This window comes from Prevotella sp. HCN-7019 (assembly GCF_037890215.1).
Taxonomy (GTDB): domain Bacteria; phylum Bacteroidota; class Bacteroidia; order Bacteroidales; family Bacteroidaceae; genus Prevotella.
Genome location: NZ_JBBKBO010000002.1, coordinates 37650 through 54365, shown reverse-complemented (window position 1 = coordinate 54365; position 16716 = coordinate 37650). Strand labels below are relative to the sequence as shown.

General features: G+C 44.3%; 16 protein-coding genes. 7 read left to right on the top strand and 9 right to left on the bottom strand.

All coding sequences use genetic code 11. The features are described from left to right. Window positions 1–560: 560 nt before the first annotated feature. The 4 genes from WKT13_RS03325 to WKT13_RS03310 all read right to left on the bottom strand — a co-directional run bounded on the left by WKT13_RS03325 (window position 561) and on the right by WKT13_RS03310 (window position 7617). The gene (locus WKT13_RS03325) at window positions 561–2027 is read right to left on the bottom strand and encodes a potassium/proton antiporter (RefSeq protein ID WP_340322831.1); all 1467 of its coding nucleotides are present in this window, start codon (window positions 2025–2027) and stop codon (window positions 561–563) included. A gap of 379 nt (window positions 2028–2406) precedes the next feature. Next, entirely contained in the window at window positions 2407–4668 is a 2262-nt protein-coding gene (locus tag WKT13_RS03320; protein ID WP_340322830.1) for a cation:proton antiporter, read from the bottom strand. 201 nt (window positions 4669–4869) lie between these two features. Beyond that, window positions 4870–6093 (bottom strand): peptidase T, encoded by a 1224-nt coding sequence (gene pepT / locus WKT13_RS03315; RefSeq protein WP_340322829.1) that lies wholly within the window; start codon window positions 6091–6093, stop codon window positions 4870–4872. A gap of 738 nt (window positions 6094–6831) precedes the next feature. Continuing rightward, a complete protein-coding gene (locus tag WKT13_RS03310; protein WP_340322828.1) occupies window positions 6832–7617 on the bottom strand; it encodes a Cof-type HAD-IIB family hydrolase in 786 nt (261 codons plus the stop codon). Window positions 7618–7774: 157 nt separating this feature from the next. On the opposite strand from WKT13_RS03310, the gene WKT13_RS03305 reads away from it, so the two are divergent. Then, window positions 7775–9988: an HRDC domain-containing protein gene (locus WKT13_RS03305; protein ID WP_340322827.1), complete on the top strand. Its 2214-nt coding sequence runs from the start codon at window positions 7775–7777 to the stop codon at window positions 9986–9988. A 72-nt stretch (window positions 9989–10060) separates the two neighbouring features. On the opposite strand, the gene WKT13_RS03300 is transcribed toward WKT13_RS03305, so the two are convergent. The 5 genes from WKT13_RS03300 to WKT13_RS03280 form a co-directional block, all read right to left on the bottom strand. Beyond that, window positions 10061–10396: a hypothetical protein gene (locus WKT13_RS03300; protein WP_340322826.1), complete on the bottom strand. Its 336-nt coding sequence runs from the start codon at window positions 10394–10396 to the stop codon at window positions 10061–10063. 246 nt (window positions 10397–10642) lie between these two features. Beyond that, complete coding sequence (locus tag WKT13_RS03295) at window positions 10643–11881, bottom strand: J domain-containing protein (RefSeq protein ID WP_340322825.1); 1239 nt, start codon at window positions 11879–11881, stop codon at window positions 10643–10645. A gap of 281 nt (window positions 11882–12162) precedes the next feature. Then, complete coding sequence (locus tag WKT13_RS03290) at window positions 12163–12600, bottom strand: hypothetical protein (protein WP_340322824.1); 438 nt, start codon at window positions 12598–12600, stop codon at window positions 12163–12165. 293 nt (window positions 12601–12893) lie between these two features. Continuing rightward, the gene (locus tag WKT13_RS03285; protein WP_340322823.1) at window positions 12894–13241 is read right to left on the bottom strand and encodes a hypothetical protein; all 348 of its coding nucleotides are present in this window, start codon (window positions 13239–13241) and stop codon (window positions 12894–12896) included. Between the two features lie 20 nt (window positions 13242–13261). After that, window positions 13262–13918, bottom strand: a complete 657-nt coding sequence (locus WKT13_RS03280) for a LexA family transcriptional regulator (RefSeq protein ID WP_340322822.1) — start codon at window positions 13916–13918, stop codon at window positions 13262–13264. Between the two features lie 193 nt (window positions 13919–14111). Between WKT13_RS03280 and WKT13_RS03275 the strand changes: the two genes are divergently transcribed. From WKT13_RS03275 to WKT13_RS03250, 6 genes are all read left to right on the top strand, one after another. Next, a complete protein-coding gene (locus WKT13_RS03275; RefSeq protein ID WP_340322821.1) occupies window positions 14112–14246 on the top strand; it encodes a hypothetical protein in 135 nt (44 codons plus the stop codon). Between the two features lie 22 nt (window positions 14247–14268). Continuing rightward, window positions 14269–14595: an SH3 beta-barrel fold-containing protein gene (locus tag WKT13_RS03270; RefSeq protein ID WP_340322820.1), complete on the top strand. Its 327-nt coding sequence runs from the start codon at window positions 14269–14271 to the stop codon at window positions 14593–14595. 18 nt (window positions 14596–14613) lie between these two features. Then, window positions 14614–14916, top strand: coding sequence for a hypothetical protein (locus WKT13_RS03265; RefSeq protein ID WP_340322819.1), 303 nt, complete (start codon window positions 14614–14616; stop codon window positions 14914–14916). A 425-nt stretch (window positions 14917–15341) separates the two neighbouring features. Beyond that, window positions 15342–15494, top strand: a complete 153-nt coding sequence (locus WKT13_RS03260) for a hypothetical protein (RefSeq protein WP_340322818.1) — start codon at window positions 15342–15344, stop codon at window positions 15492–15494. Then, window positions 15491–15793, top strand: coding sequence for a hypothetical protein (locus tag WKT13_RS03255; protein WP_340322817.1), 303 nt, complete (start codon window positions 15491–15493; stop codon window positions 15791–15793). The genes WKT13_RS03260 and WKT13_RS03255 overlap by 4 nt, the downstream gene beginning before the upstream one ends. Before the next feature lie 11 nt (window positions 15794–15804). Next, window positions 15805–16716, top strand: a complete 912-nt coding sequence (locus tag WKT13_RS03250) for an AAA family ATPase (RefSeq protein ID WP_340322816.1) — start codon at window positions 15805–15807, stop codon at window positions 16714–16716.

Below are 16716 nucleotides of genomic sequence, written 5' to 3'. Positions count from 1 at the left end.
GTTTGAGCCTATGGTTTCGCCCGTTTCAGGGTGCGATATTGTGCATTTCAGAGCCTGAAATGGGCAATATTACGTGCTAAAACAGTGCTTATTGCAGGACGGAAAAATGGTTCTTGAATATAAGTTATTGGTGTTCAATAACTTGCGTAACACTTTTATTTCTCGCGTATTTGCGTCCGAAGGATTGTTTGCCCGCAAATACGCGCTGATTTTTTGGGGTAGAACAGAAAACTCAGATGAAAAATCACAGTATGTAAAAGGTATTGAAAAACTCCAGTCTGGAGTCCTTTCGACAGAAACCGTATAGACTGTTTCGTGATAAAAACGCGTTTCTGTTGAGACCAATCCCCTTTGAATTTATACTGAACACATAAAGAGGCCGTCTTAAAATGAACTTTATACGGTCTATGTCGTTCCATTTCATATTGAAGTCATTCGGATTTTCTCAGAAAGGAATTTATAAGTTCCCTTTTTGACGGTTTCGTCCTATCAAACCTTTTTCGTTACCAGAAGTCTCCGGTCATGTGTAGAAGATAATCAATATCATTTTGAGACAGCTTCTATATTTGTCGGGTTAGTGGGACTTGTTTGTTTTCCGAGATAATGAGAAGTTTATCCCCTGTATGCAGTTCGGCTTGTCCGTTGGGAATCAGAAATTCGTATCCCCGCTTGATAAGTATCACTAAGGTACCTTGTGGAAGGTGCATGTCGGCCAGTCGGTTGCCCGCTTTCAGCATCTCGGGTGTCAATGTAATCTCATGAAGTTCGGAATCTATTTCGTCTGGTAACTCAATTCCGAATTCATTGCCTTCTTTTTTCTGAGGCAGGTCCAGTTTCAACCACTTGGCTACTTTGGCAATGCTCATCCCCTGTATGACAAGGGACAGCAGGGTGATAAAGAATACTATGTTGAACAGTTGGTTGGAACCGGGTATCTGGGCAATGACCGGATAGGTGGCAAAGATGATGGGAACTGCTCCGCGCAGGCCGACCCATGAGACAAACAGACGGGCCTTGTTACTGATGTGTCTGAAGGGAAGCAGACAGGCAAAAATGCTGATCGGGCGTGCTGCTACGATCATAAATAGACCGATGAGTAAGGCCACAGCAGCGACATCGAGCAGTTCGTGCGGGTTGACCAGCAGACCTAAGGTGAGGAACATGATAATCTGGAAAAGCCATGTCAGTCCGTCCATAAAGGTATTGATATCTTTACGGAAGGCAAGTTTGGCGTTTCCTACCACTACTCCCAGTATGTAGACGGCCAGATAACCGTTTCCCTTTACAAAATCGGTCAGAGTGAATGTGATGAAGATGAGGCTTAACAGTAGGATGGGGTACAGGGAACTGTTCGACAGGTTGATTTTATTGATAAGCCAGATGGCAAAGCGTCCGAAGGCATAGCCGATGATACCTCCGAATACAAATTGGGTAAACAGACCTTGCGTTATGTGCCAGACATTCAGTCCGCTTCCGCTGCTGATGACTTCGATGAGTACGATAGTGAGCATGTAGGCCATCGGGTCATTACTTCCACTTTCCAGTTCCAGCATTGGGCGAAGGTTCTCTTTCAGATTCATCTGTTGCGAACGGAGCAGATTGAATACAGATGCTGAGTCTGTGGACGACATTGTGGCGGCAAGAAGCAGGGAAACCATGAAGGTGAGTTGGATGTTGGTTTGGTTCCACTCGGAGATGTAGAAGATAAAAGCTCCGGTGAGTAAGGTGGTAAGCAGCACACCAACCGTAGATAGCAGAATCCCTTGTACCATTACAGGACGCACTTCATGTAGCTTGGTGTCCATCCCTCCGGTAAAGAGTATGATGCTTAATGCCATCATGCCCACGAACTGAGCATCGGAAGCACTGTGGAATTGGATACCCAGTCCGTCGCTGCCAAAAAACATGCCGACAAGCAGGAAGAGCAACAAGGTGGGGATTCCGAAACGGTAACCGGTCTTGCTGATAAGAATACTGCAAAAGATAAGAATGGAGCCAATCAGTAAAATGTTTTCTGCTGTTATCATAGTGGATGGTTTGTGTTTTGACAAAAAAATAAATAGCGTTGACAAATAAAGAATATAACTTATTCATATTGCAGGCTTCCTGCCATTGTATACCGCTGTTGCAAACTGTATTCGGATAATTTATTGTATGTATATGTTCTGACGTATCACTGGTAATTTCAAGGAAGTACTGTCGTTTTTCCGTGTGAGGAGTAGTACTTACAAGTAATGAGTGAGAAACAACTCGTGATGAAGTTATCTTAAATCAGAATTTGACAATTATTTTATGATTCTCCGCCATGCTCAGAATGACATTCCTTTTGATCTTGATTTTTATTATGGGGACAGCTTCTTTTTGTGGAATATGGTCAGTAAGCGTCATACAAGACGCTTACTGTTGTTATCCGGCGTGGTTGCTTTTTGCCACAGCTTCGAGGTCGACTGTCTCGCCTACAAGCCATACAATGTCGTCGGGACGGAATCTGTATGATGCATCCACGGCCGAGAGGTTCTCCTTGCCTTCCTCTATTCCCACCACCATACAGTTGTATTCGTCTCTTATTCCGCTTTCGCCGAGCGTCTTGCCAGTGAATTTTCCGTCCTTGTCTATCACAATCTGCTTGAGGTGCATCTCCCTCTGTTCCAGGTCGGGATCATCCTCCACCACATTGCTGTTCACGGCCTCGCTGAATGTAGTCAGCTGTTCGTCGCTTCCTATCACCTGCAGCCGGTCGCCGGGAAAGAGAGTGTCGTCGCCGCCCGGTATGTTTATGCGTCTGTGTCCGCGCAGAATACTGCTCACGTGCACTCCATAGCGGTTGCTCAGTCCGAGCTCGCGCAGCGATTTTCCTGCCCATACCGAGTCGGCCGGCACGTCTATGTCGCTTATGTGTACATCTCTGTCGAGCAGGTGGCCTTCATACAGTGGCTTTCTCATTCCGAGCACCTGCGCCTCTATCTCACGCGATCTGAGGTTCTGCACGAAAATCTTCTCCATTCTTATGCTGCGCTTCTTCAGTCGTCTCGACACCACCATGAGCATCACCAGAGCCGTGGCTATGCTTATCATCAGCGCGTTGGTGAAGCGCGACAGATAGTTGCATATATAGAAAATGAAGGCAATGGCTATGATAGCCCGCACGATAATGGTGAATATGAGCGGGAATCGGTTCATCCAGTTCTCGTGCCACAGCGTCATGAACTCCTTGCTGTGGTTCTTCTTCATTATCATGGCGCGTAGGAACGGCGATATGATGAACACCGTGAGCAGGCCGCATATGCCGTTTGCCCACCAGTGCATGCCGGGCATGACTTTTCTTATGAACGGCAGGAAGAACATGAACATCAGCACTATGCACGCCGTAGACAATATGGAGTAGACCAGAGTGTTGAGCGCCATCTGCGTGATGAGTCTTTTCCAGTTGCTCTGTTGTGCGGGCGCATTGTTCATGGATATGTTGTTGAGCGTGTTTATCCAGCTTTTTGGCAGATGGCGTTCCACGTAGCCGTAGCATGGCACCGACAGTTTTATCATGTAAGGTGTGAGGAACGTAGTTATCACCGATACGGCCACAACAACGGGATAGAGGAAGTGGCCCGTCACTCCGAGCGACAGTCCCAGCGAGGCAATGATGAACGAGAACTCACCTATCTGAGCCATGGAGAATCCGCATCGCATGGCCGACTTGAGCGACTGTCCGCCGAGCATGAAGCCTATTGTGCCGAACACAGCCTGTCCTACGAGTATCGTTATGACGAGCGCCACTATCGGGAGAGCGTATTCCACGAGTATCTCCGGATCGACAAGCATGCCCACCGACACGAAGAATATCGCGCCGAAGAGGTCTTTCACCGGCGACACGAGCTTCTCTATCTTGTCCGCCTCGATGGTCTCAGACATGATGGAACCCATGACAAACGCTCCGAAAGCGCTGCTGAAGCCCACCTTTGTCGACAGCACCGCCATCAGACAGCACAGTCCGAGCGACACGATGAGCAGCGTTTCGTTGTTGATGAGCTTGCGCATCGACCTCAGGAACAGCGGCACCACGGCTATGCCCACCACAAACCAGAGAATGAGGAAGAACACAATCTTCACGATGCTGCCTATCATCTGCCCGCCGTCGGCGCCGTTGCCCACGGCTATGGCCGAGAGCATCACCATCATGACAATGGCCAGTATGTCCTCCAGTATGAGCACACTCATCACCGGTCCGGTGAATTTCTGCTGCCTGAGCCCCATGTCGTTGAACGCCTTATAGATGATGGTGGTGGAGCTCATGGCCAGCATACCGCCCAGGAATATGCAGTCCATGCGTTTCCAGCCGAAGGAGTGGCCCACGATGATGCCCAGCGTCATCATGCAGAAGATGATGGTGCATGTGGATATGACAGGCGATGCGCCCATCTTCATTATCTTCTTGAACGAGAAATCGAGACCGAGCGAGAAGAGCAGGAACATCACTCCTATGTCGGCCCACGTCTGAATGCTCGACTGATCAATCACCGACATGGTGTACGGCATGTGCGGACTGACGATGAATCCTGCCACAACATAGCCGAGCACAAGCGGCTGTTTCAGTTTCTTGAACAGTATTGTGACCACGCCTGCCACTATCAGTATCAGTGCGAGGTCGGATATGAAATTCGGTGTTTCTGCCATTGTTGTTCTTTCTGTTTTGTCGTTTCGTGCCGTATGCGGTTTGTCTCGCGGTGCGATATTCCCACGCAACCGTGTCCAGACTGCGCGGTCTTCGCTCCGTCGGGACGTATAGTGCCGTACGGTCTGTTCATAAATGCACCGGCGCATGAACAGTCGTTGTGAATGTCCATGCGCCGTGCCGCTTTATCTTTATGCTGAGGCTCAGTCGTTATACTGTGCCGTCAGCTCGCATATTCTCACAATCACTTGCATGGCCTTCTCCATTACCTGTATGCTTACAAACTCATACGGGCCGTGGAAGTTCACTCCACCTGCGAAGATGTTGGGGCAGGGCAGACCCTTGAACGAAAGCTGTGCGCCGTCCGTGCCGCCACGTATCGGTTCCACTTTCGGTGGTACACCGCAATCCTGCATGGCCTTCAGCACGATGTCTATGACGTGCATGTTCGGGTCTATCTTTTCCTTCATGTTGTAGTACTGGTCCTTCAGGTCGGCTGTCACCGTTCCTTCGCCGTACTTCTCGTTCATGCGCTTCACGCAGTCTTCAATGAAGTCCTTGCGGTCTTCGAAACGGCTGCGGTCATGGTCGCGTATAATGTAGTGCAGTGTTGCGTTTTCTATGTTGGCCTGCATGCCCAGCAGGTGATAGAAACCCTCATATCCCTCTGTGGTTTCCGGTGTCTCGTCCTCCGGCAGCATCATTGCGAACTCGGCAGCCAGACGGTTGGCGTTCACCATCTTGTCCTTGGCATATCCCGGGTGTACACTTATGCCCTTGATGTGTATCTTGGCCGATGCAGCGTTGAAGTTCTCATATTCCAGATTTCCCAGGTCGCCGCCGTCCATGGTGTATGCCCATTCGCATCCGAACTTCTCAACATCGAAGTGGTGGGCGCCCATGCCTATTTCCTCGTCAGGGTTGAATCCCACTCTGATGTCGCCATGTTCTATCTCGTCATGGTCGCGCAGCCAGCACATGGCCTGCACTATCTCGGCTATGCCGGCCTTGTCGTCGGCGCCCAGCAGAGTGTGACCGTCAGTCACGATGATGTCCTCGCCCTTGTGGAATTTCAGTTCCGGGAATTTCTCCGGTGATGATATGATGCCTTCGGACAGCACGATGTCGCCTCCGTCGTAGTTTCTTATGATGCGTGGGTTGACGTTGGCGCCGCTGCAGTCAGGGCTTGTGTCGTAATGGGAAATGAATCCTATTGTCGGTATGTTCTTCTTTGAGTTCGATTTCAGTGTAGCGTAGATGTAGCCTTTGTCGTCCATCTCCACGTCGCTGAAGCCCTCGTCCTCGAGTTCTTTTTTCAGATATTCGGCAAAAACAAGTTGTTTTGACGTACTAGGCACGCTGTCCGATTCCTCGCTCGACTGCGTGTCGAATTTGGTGTAATTTAAAAATCGTTCGGTAATGTCCATTTTGAGTTATTATGTAAAATATGTTTCTTTGTTGTTTCGGATTCTTCGGCGTAAGGATTCCGCCCCTGTGCGGGCGGTCCGCACCGATGAGTATTGTATTTGCAAACTTACTAATAATCATCGTAAAAAACGAATAAAATGATAAAAAATAAAGCCCGGCGGCTTCTCTTTGTCAGCCCGTCGGGCGATGGCGTGTGTGCGGTGTACGTGTGGTGTGGATGTGTTGTGGGGTAGGCAGGCGCTAACTTTTGCTGTGCCAGATGTTATGATGTAAACAATTATTAACGAAAACTCAACCGGATTTTAACACTTCTCCCGCGCTCCTTCCAGCTTTCCGAAGAAGAATCTACCCGCTTTTTTATGCATGCAAATGCCTTTATGCCGGTTGCCTTGTGCGTTGTTGTCGGGGCGTTTTCGCTTCACAGATTTCCATTAAAGCCCGTTTTGCACTGCGATAGACATTGTTTCACCACCCGATATGGACGGAATCAGGGCATGAAAGAGCCCATTCGGAGGTGCCGAATGGGCTCTTTCGCGCCGCCGTTTTTTCATAACGGTGTGGCGGCTTGGCGTATATCGTTGAATGTCAACACCTTGTACAATTTGCCGAAAATTCCCGTTTTTCGCGTCAAAATATCTCTTATAGAAAACTTTATGAATTTTGAGCCATTTTCGGACGTTGTTTTTTAACATTTTAGGGACTCCGTTTTCCCCTTGTCCGGCGATGTTCCTATGGCGTCAGTCGATTACTCCGAAGTGCTCTAATGCCTTGGCCACGCCGTCATTGTCTATATGGTCGGTCACGTAATCGGCTGCTGCCTTCACGTCGTCGAGTGCATTACCCATGGCCACACCCGTGCCCGCACGTTTTATTATAGGTATGTCGTTGCCGCCGTCACCGAATGCCATTGTCTCTTCTATGGCTATGCCGGCAGCTTTGGCCACGGCTTCCAGTCCGCGACCCTTGTCGGCCTGATTGGATGTTATGTCGCAGAATGCCGGATACCAGCGTGTGGCCGTGCATGCCTTGAGGTAGGGCATGAGCGTGTCTTCCTGCTGTTGGGTGAAGAACGGCGTTATCTGCAGCACCGGTTTTTTCAGCAGTTCGTCTATCGGCACCGACATTACGCCACGCTCTACGTCGAGTATATCGTATAGCACATGGTCTGTCTCTTCGGTGCTGTAGAGCATTGATGTACCCTCGTTACCCATCACCAGACATCCGGCTTTTTCTTTTTTGACATACTCCAGCAGTGTGTCCACATCGCTGCGCTCTATCGGTGTCAGTCTTACGTTTTGGTCACCTATGGTGCAGCATGCGCCGTTGGTTGTGATGTATCCGTCTATCAGGTGGCTTATGGCGCCGAGATTGTTGATGAGCGGCATGGGTCTGCCTGTGGAAATGAATATCTTTACCCCTTTCTCCTTGGCGCGTGTGAGAGCTTTCACCGTCGACTGTGGTATGGCGTGCGTGTTGAAACTCACAAGTGTGCCGTCTATATCGAAAAACAGTGCTTTTATCATGACTTTATATGTTGTTGTGTATCATTAAGCGGATGCAAAATTACTTATTTTCCGTGGCACGGCCGAGAGTGGCGCGTTATTTTTTGTTAGCGTGGCATTGACGCGCTTTCAGCTATTTTGCGTAACTTTGCGTCTGTCTTTAAAAACACCGCACATCATGAACGAGGAAGCACAGCTGGCGTGGCAGATTATCGAAACCACCGACACAAGTCTTTTTCTCACCGGTAGGGCCGGAACGGGAAAGACTACCTTTCTGCGCAATCTGAAGGAATGCACGTCGAAGTGTGCCGTCGTGGTGGCGCCCACGGGCATAGCTGCTCTCAATGCCGGCGGTGTGACGATGCATTCGTTCTTCCAGCTGCCTTTCGCGCCTTACGTGCCCGGTACCAGGTTCGGCTCGCAGGGTTCGCAGGTGCGCATGAGCAAGGAGAAGAAGAGAGTGATATGCGCCATCGACCTGCTCGTGATAGACGAGATAAGTATGGTGCGTGCCGATGTGCTCGATTCGGTAGACTATGTGTTGCGTCTCTGCCGGCGCAACAGCAGGCCGTTCGGCGGTGTTCAGCTGCTCATGATAGGCGATCTCGGACAGCTTGCGCCTGTAGTTAAGGACGAGGAGTGGCAGATTCTGCGGCAGTATTATTCCACACCATATTTCTTCAGCAGCAGCGCTCTGGCCAGAACAGAGTATGCTGTGGTGGAACTGAACAAGGTGTACAGGCAGGCCGATCCTCAGTTTGTCGAACTGCTCAACCGTGTGCGCGACAACATGGCCGACCAGAGCGTGCTCAATACACTTAACAGCCGCTACATTCCCGGTTTCAAGGCCGACGCCGTGGAGGGCTGCATACGTCTGACCACACACAACGCACAGGCTCAACGTGTGAACAGTGCAAGGCTCGATGCCCTGCCGGGAAAGGCATACACTTATGAGGCTGAGATAACAGGTCACTTCCCTGATTATATGTATCCGGCTGATGAACGCCTTACGCTTAAGGAGGATGCGCAGGTGATGTTCGTGAAGAACGACTCGTCACCAGAGAAACGCTACTACAACGGCATGATAGGTACAGTGTGTTCGATAGGCAGCCGAGGTTTCAGAGTCAGGCCGAAGGATGGTGGTGACGAGATAGAGGTGGAGCCGGAGACATGGGAGAACACTCGCTACGAACTCAATGAGGAGACGAAGGAGATAACGGAAGTGGTTGACGGAGAGTTCCGGCAGTTCCCTGTCAAGACTGCGTGGGCCATCACTATACACAAGAGTCAGGGACTGACGTTCGACCATGCTGTGATAGATGCTTCGATGTCGTTTGCACATGGGCAGACTTATGTGGCGCTCAGTCGTTGCCGTACGCTCGAGGGCATGGTGCTGAGTGCTCCACTCACACGCTCGGCCATCATACGCGACGGTGCTGTGGATGGATTTGTGAGCGATGCGCGCCGCCATATTCCCGACGGCAGTATGCTGGCCGGGATGCAGCGCCGTTACTTTGTGGCGATGCTTGACGAGCTGTTCGACTTTTCGGGCATTACCGAACCGTTTTACTCAATGATGCGCGTCATGACCGAACACATGTCGCGTCGCTATTCGCGAACGACCACAGAGTTCAAGGCACGCAATGCCCGGCTCGTGTCGGAGGTGACGTCTGTGGCCGATAAGTTCCATCAGCAGTACGGCCGTATGGTTGCGGCCGCTGCCGATTATGCCACCGATGCGGCATTGGCCGAGAGAGTTAACAAGGGTGCTTCGTATTTTCTGAAACAGTTGTCGGATGTTGATATGTTTGTGAAAAAGCTCGACATAACAACCGAAAACAAGGAGCTGTCGCGACGTGTGGACGAATACATATCTATGTTGAAGACATCGTTGGCTGACAAACTTCATCTGCTTAGATTCGTTATAGACAATGGTTTTGAGGCCAACAAGTACATGCGTGAGAAGACAAAGATAGCAGTGGAAGGCGTAGAGGACGACAACCGTAAGGGAGGACAGGCCGCGGGACGCAAGAGCCGGCGCCGTAAGACTCAGACAGGGATGGCCGGCGATGAGACAGAACCTGCCGCATCAGCAGCTTCAAATGCCACGGCCGACGGACAGAAACGCCGGAAGGGCAACGCCAAAGTGCTCGAAGCTCTCATGGCCTGGCGCAGGGATAAGGCGCTGCAGACAAAGATGCCGGCCTACTGCATAATGAAGACTGAGTCGCTGGAAGCCATCGCCGACACTATGCCTAAGTCATCCGACGAACTGGTGGGGCTGTCGTCGATAGGTCAGAGAAGAGCAGAGAAATACGGAAAGGAAATAATTGATATTTTGGATTCACTGCGAAGTGAGGATGACGGCAGGAATGTAAGCGAGGATGAATAGGGGAGTGAATATATAAATGCAATTATGTTTTACTGCTTATGTTAATGGTTGTATCCAAATTTGTTAATATCTTTATTTATAGATAATAGTTCCTTTTATAATAATATAAGAATTGCAGTGAAATTTATTTATACGTTCACCGTCTTCCCAGCCGTCACAATATTTATCAAGTGAAAATGTCCCGCTTCCATTAATAGTATGTTCTATTGCGTTCTTTAATTCGTAATCATAAAATATTATTACGCTTTTTGTACAGCTTCCATTAGGACATGGCAGTATAAGTTGAAGTTCGTCATCTGGAAAAATATTTATTATCTTCTCGTATGGAATGCTAAACTCAGATCTTGGTGCTGCATTTATATGCAGCTCAATTCTTTTGATGTCAGTAAATAAATCTTTTAATAACATATTAAATATACTTTAATAACAATATCCACATTTATGTCTGCCCATTGATATAGCTTTATTTTTCTGTATCTTTTTAATTTCCATGCTACAATTATTGAGCCCAGTACAATGTCTTGTTTTATGATAAGCAGTAGAATATGGTCCTGTACATATATAAACTTTATCAGGATTAGAATTGCATGAACAAAAAATTATAGTTATATATGAGATAATTAATAATGTCATTTTCATATTAGTATAATTTGTTTATGAAAAGAAATCTTCTTCTGATATATATTCTGATTTTAGATTTCCGTTAATAACTTTGTGAAGAGTAACTGTATATGTTGGATATTTATATGAATTTGCTGTTTTTTCTGGAATAAAAGAAAAAACGTCAGACCACTTTGTTTTAGAAAAAGATACATCTTCCATAAATCCCCCTTTAAAAGAGTTTTGATTGTTGACTTTATTTTTGTTCCAGCCATGACCATACATGACTTTTATTATACATTCAACATTTGGGATATGTTTCATTTTATACGTGTCACCAGATTTTATAAAGACGTTTCGAATTACATTATTTCCTCTGCTACATAATAGTACTACAGCATCTCTTTCAGATTTATTAATAAGTGTTAATTCACTTAATGAATTTCTGTTAAATTTACCTTTACCATAATATGTTTTATAAGGGCAGTCACCCGTATGAAATATTGTTTCTTCGTATTGTTCTATTTCATTTATTTGTTCTATTTCTTCTGATAGTTTTGCTTGATTTTCCTGCCAAGAATCTTCTTCGTCTTTTAGAGTGTTATCTTGCGCCATAGTTTTATTTTCACAGTTCCATTCTGGTGCAGTGTTCTCAGAAACGATGGATGTGTTGTTTGTGTTTGATATCTTCCCTGTGGAATTTTTGTTTCCTAATCCAAATAAAAATATTAGTCCCACTATCCATGCTATGATGCAGCATAATGGAATTATTATATATTTATTATTGTTGTTTTTATTGTTAACCTTGGTTTTAGGTTCAGCTTGGATAATAATCTTATTGCAAATGGAATCAAGCTCAAGACATTGCAAATTAAGATTTGGATGGGTATTGCGTATTGATTGCAAGCATTTTTTTATTATTTCAGCAGCTATAATCTTTGATGGTGTATTGTTTAAATATTGATATACAAAAGAGTTGTTTTCACTTTTTAAGAATGTAATTATTATAAGAATTAGATTTTCATTTTTGCACACATTAGTTAAAAATGATTGTATAAAAAATAACCATTTGTCTCTATTGATATCAAGTTCTTTCTTCTTAATCCACTTATCATATTTGGTGCGCATATCTGGATTTGATAGGATCTCATAGGCTTTTCTTACATTCATAAAATCTATGGTATTACCACCTTTGTCAGGATGTACTTCAATCACTTTCTTTCTGTATGCTTCCAGAATTTCTTCATGAGTGGCGTCCTTATTAATACTCAAAATATCATAAAATGTGCGCATATTGTTTATTATTATTTATGAAAATGAAATTTTAGGTAACTTGTGTAATATAAAAAATATCTATCATTTATAATATGTGCGGTATCTGTAAAGTTCATTCCTAATATTTATATGTGTTCATTTATATTTTTCTAAAAATCATATCGATACACTATTCAAATCTTTAATATAATGTTGTTTAACCAACCTGTGATATAGGTAATAATATAATTGAATTAATAATTATGAATATAACGATAAAAGTACTATATTTAACGTGAATTCGTATAACTCACGTTAAATTATTTTTCTTTCAATATATTATTAATGCTTTTGTATTGTGATTGCTGAAACTTATGCCATTCATTTGGATATTTTATTTGTTTAAAAGAAGATGAAAAATAATCATTAGCTTCTTTTGATTCAATACCGTAATGTAGCATTAAACGTTGATGTTCATCATACAATTCTTTATATTTGCGGTATCTGTTAATTGGAATTCCTAAATTGGAAGCTGTTTGAATGTCTGGGTCTTTTTTCGCTTTTATTATATTTGTGATTATAGTGATCAATGTTATAACGACAATAAATACAATACCTCCGAGAATATATTTCCAAGGTTTATTAAAATCATTAAACCATGTTTTAATTACAAAGTTTGTAATAGCCATTGTAATAGCATACCACAATAATTGTATTATGATATTTACTATTACAATCATATTTTTCTTATTCTTCATTTTATAATTTTGTCGCCGATATTTAAAAGGTGTTTTATAAGTATTTACTTCACAAATTCTTCATATATCTAATTACAACGTGATGTCTGCCTCTGTTACTTATACGTTTGTGAAATTAGAATATGTATATTATTAATTAAGAGGTGAATCAATCAATTCACCTCTTTTCTATTATGTGATCCCGTTGGGATTCAAACCCAAGACCTTCAGAACCGGAATCTAAGCATTTTTCCTTTATTTATGGGCATTTTATTATATCTTGCTAAAACATTGCTAAAACAATTTGAGGTTTTCTAATTTTTATAGGCTCTTCCGATACGTTTGCCTGTTACCCATCCGTCACCAATTTGACAGTCCTTTACATCTACAATATAGACTCCTTTTATATTGAGTCCCGCTCGTAATGCATCATCAAGGTATGTTTCTGCATATGTGTCAAAGTTAGCTCCTGGATAAGCATCTACGGCAAGTATGAGAAAGTTTGCATCAGTAAGTTCTCCGTCATGTATATTAATTTTTGCGTCCATAAGACGTTGGATATATCTTTCGGCTTTATCTTTTTGTTCTGCTGAAGGTTTGCTGTTCCCGCAAGCAAATATTAATGTTGTAGAAAGTAATAATAGTAAGCATTTAATTTTCATAGTTTGTCTCCTTTTCTAAATTACAGCTTTTTCATACATCCAAGAACCTGGAAAATATGCTCTATCATATCTTTGGGAAGTTCCTGAATGCCGTATTCGGGTGATTTATTTGTCGGTACGAGAGTATAGCACTCCGGGTTCTGTGAGGGACCCAGGCGCTTGATTGTACGCATTCCATTAGTTGTTACTATGGCATAGACCTCGCCGAGTGGGAGGAATGAGAAGTCTTCAATCTTTTTTAGGGCGATGATATCTCCATTGTTTATCTCCGGCTCCATCGAGTGTCCAGATACGTTACACCAGCAAGTCGCCTCGTTGTACTTTTTGAAGTCAATCAAATATTCAGGTGTGATTGTCTGATCATTAAGTACAATATCAAAACCTCCAATAAAATCTACATTATAATATGGTACACCTGTTTGGTAATTAATCAGAGGTCCTGAATCTTTCTTACTGGAATTAAGCATCTCGCCTTCGCCCGTGAGCAGCCATATGCGATTAATTTCAGGGTAACAAGATGATATCTTGTCTATCATTGACGAAGAAAGTGTTTTTGTTCTTCCTTTTAAGATGTCGTATATTGCTTGATTGGTTTTTACTCCAATTTTAAACGCAAACTCAGACGCATTTATCCCTAAGTATTCCAGTATTTTATTTAATTTTTCATCAGGTTTCATAGGCTAAATGTTAAATATTATTTATAACAAGATAAAATCTTAATATCATCTTGTTTATATCAAGATATTATCTTATATTTGCATCAGAATTAACAAAGATGCAGCATTTATATAGCGTTTATCTGCAAATATACACAAATAAAATATAACAGCAATGACACAGAGAAAAAAAATAAAACTAAGACGTGGGTGTATGAACAAGTTGGTAGCTGATTGTAAAGTCGCACCAAACACTGTAAGGTTTGCATTATCCTATATCACAGATACAGATCTTGCAGAACGCATACGCAAGACAGCCTACGAAAAGGGGTATGTAAGAGAATTTTAAACTACTTAAAAAACGCACGATTATGAAAAGAAATGTATTACATGATATTATGACACTCGCCTGGCAGTTTGTGAAGCGAAATGGGTTTACTATGAGTGAGGCGTTGAAGGCAGCTTGGGCTAATATTAAGTTGAAAGCTGCGATGAAGAACCGAATAGTAAAGTTCTACTTCCAGAAAGTTGACGGTAGCGTCAGAGAGGCTTATGGCACACTGAAAGACAACCTGATACCTGCTATTGCCGGTACTGACAACAGAAAGAGAAATGACACCGTTCAGGTGTTCTACGACACTGAAAAACAAGAATGGCGGTGCTTTAAGAAGGCTAACCTGATATCTATTTGTATGTAATTGGCTATGAAAATAACAATGGAATTTAGCGAACTGAATGATACGCTTCAAAGGTTTGTGCAAGTGGGTTTCATGGAGGCTGTAAGGGCTTATGAACCGGCACAGGACATGCTCAAGCAGAAGGATGTGAAAGGATGGCTGAAGATGATGCACATCGACGAGGGTACATTTAAAACTCTCGTAAAGAATAAATCTGTTCGGGCGAGGCGAAAGGGTACGGCGGTGAACTCACCACTGTACTATTCAAAAAGAGAAATCAAACAGGCTTTGGCGACCGTCGGATTGCTGAAAGTAATCAACAAGTATGATGACATATCATGATGTGCAATAAAATGTGTCGGGAAAGCTAAAGACTTGCAACACGCAGCGAGAGCGGCGACACAACAAATCAAATGAAGTTCCGAAACGCAAGGTGCAGATGCACACAGTAAGCCGTAAGGGTAGACTTCAGTTGTAGATCTTTGACATATTGAAAAAACGAAAGCGAAGCCGTCGGCGAGACTGACAATCCATGACCTGACGGCGAGGACGCGAGTAGGGCAGATATATTTGACGTTTTATCTTTATCCCGTGCTGTCCTTTGAGGCTGCGGTTGAACCGGGCACGGGAACACTACTAATAAAATCTTATACAGGCCGATATGATTGTATCGGCTTGGTATATATACAATCAGGTGTAGTCCTGCGAGTGCTTGCAGGATACAGATTCATTCAATAGATAACAATCAAAAAATATCATACAAAGACATGAAATTTCTAATGATTGTCGCCAATGTGGCGGCGTTCGCGTACACCTGTGTGACGGGTGACGCTACGATACTTGCCATTACGATAGCGTGGCTGTGGTCAGTGTATGGGAAAAGTATTTACAAAGCCTGGTATAAATTCACAAGGATATGAAATTAACCGACAAGGATTATGAGAACATGGCGGTGGCGTGCACAGAATGCGTCAATGCCGGTATATCCCGGGTGTCTGTAGATAAGGGTGACTTAGCCGTAATACTCACAGTCGATGTGGAAGTGGATGGATACAGGGAAGACGATTACTACGACGGCACAGGATACTTTATCCCGACTGCCGCTGTATGCAGAGTGATAGATGTCGAGTATGATACATGCGATGACAATCTCGGACTGCCTGTCGTGGATAAGTCGCGTATAGAAGAACTCGCGTATGACATGTTAATGCAATTTTAAAACTAAATATTATGCCAATTATCAGAAAGAACGACGTTGCCCCGGAACGTCCTATAATCATCGTGCTTTACGGCACGCCGGGAACAGGTAAGACTTCAGTTGCCACCACAGCAGACAATCCTCTTTTGATAGATACAGATAGAGGATATGACCGTGCCGTACAGCGTATAGACACGTTGGAGGCATCCAAATGGCAGGATATAGCGTCTGAATACGCTACCTTCAAAGGTTATAAGACAATAATCGTCGATACCGCCAAGGCTCTTCTCGATGATTACCTATCTGTATTCGCTGTCGAGCAGAACTACAAGCTCGCATCGAATTCGCTCAAGCGTTTCGGTAAGATGGCGGATGACTTCAAGATGTTTGTAAATACATTGCGCTCTAATGGCTCTGATCTTATTTTCATCTGTCACGACAAGGAAACGGCAGACGGGGACATCATCAAACATGCACCCGACTGTACTGGACAGAGTAAAGATTTGCTCATTCGTATTGCAGACCAGGTTGGATATATCTGCAAGGAGAATGGGAAGCGCACCATACGATTTGAGCCTATGGATAACTTTGTAGGAAAAAATGTCGCAGGTCTCGGCTCTCTGGTAATACCTGATAATACGGATCCGGATTTCAGTACGTTCATGGCTGGAATAATAAAGAATGTGAAGTTATCCATACAGAACCGAAGTGAGGCGCAGCGCAAAGCCAATGATACTCTCAAGAATTTACGTGAACAGCTCACCAATGTGGCTACAGAGGAAGAAGCTGCCGCACTGCTTGATGTGTCGCAGAGTCTGCCGCAGATTTTCAAAAAGCCTTTCTTTGAAGAGATAAAAAAAGTCCTTTCTGACAAAGGGTTTGTATATGATGGCAAGACAAAGAGATTCCATTTGAAAGAAGAGAAGAATGATACAGCAGCATAA

Coding starts and splice junctions, on each gene's coding strand:
- WKT13_RS03265 (WP_340322819.1), top strand. CDS start 14,614: ATGGAATTTAGCGAACTGAATGATACGCTTCAAAGGTTTGTGCAAGTG.
- WKT13_RS03285 (WP_340322823.1), bottom strand. CDS start 13,241: ATGAAAATTAAATGCTTACTATTATTACTTTCTACAACATTAATATTT.
- WKT13_RS03300 (WP_340322826.1), bottom strand. CDS start 10,396: ATGTTATTAAAAGATTTATTTACTGACATCAAAAGAATTGAGCTGCAT.
- pepT (WP_340322829.1), bottom strand. CDS start 6,093: ATGGACATTACCGAACGATTTTTAAATTACACCAAATTCGACACGCAG.
- WKT13_RS03310 (WP_340322828.1), bottom strand. CDS start 7,617: ATGATAAAAGCACTGTTTTTCGATATAGACGGCACACTTGTGAGTTTC.
- WKT13_RS03255 (WP_340322817.1), top strand. CDS start 15,491: ATGAAATTAACCGACAAGGATTATGAGAACATGGCGGTGGCGTGCACA.
- WKT13_RS03290 (WP_340322824.1), bottom strand. CDS start 12,600: ATGAAGAATAAGAAAAATATGATTGTAATAGTAAATATCATAATACAA.
- WKT13_RS03260 (WP_340322818.1), top strand. CDS start 15,342: ATGAAATTTCTAATGATTGTCGCCAATGTGGCGGCGTTCGCGTACACC.
- WKT13_RS03275 (WP_340322821.1), top strand. CDS start 14,112: ATGAACAAGTTGGTAGCTGATTGTAAAGTCGCACCAAACACTGTAAGG.
- WKT13_RS03250 (WP_340322816.1), top strand. CDS start 15,805: ATGCCAATTATCAGAAAGAACGACGTTGCCCCGGAACGTCCTATAATC.
- WKT13_RS03270 (WP_340322820.1), top strand. CDS start 14,269: ATGAAAAGAAATGTATTACATGATATTATGACACTCGCCTGGCAGTTT.
- WKT13_RS03325 (WP_340322831.1), bottom strand. CDS start 2,027: ATGATAACAGCAGAAAACATTTTACTGATTGGCTCCATTCTTATCTTT.
- WKT13_RS03295 (WP_340322825.1), bottom strand. CDS start 11,881: ATGCGCACATTTTATGATATTTTGAGTATTAATAAGGACGCCACTCAT.
- WKT13_RS03280 (WP_340322822.1), bottom strand. CDS start 13,918: ATGAAACCTGATGAAAAATTAAATAAAATACTGGAATACTTAGGGATA.
- WKT13_RS03320 (WP_340322830.1), bottom strand. CDS start 4,668: ATGGCAGAAACACCGAATTTCATATCCGACCTCGCACTGATACTGATA.
- WKT13_RS03305 (WP_340322827.1), top strand. CDS start 7,775: ATGAACGAGGAAGCACAGCTGGCGTGGCAGATTATCGAAACCACCGAC.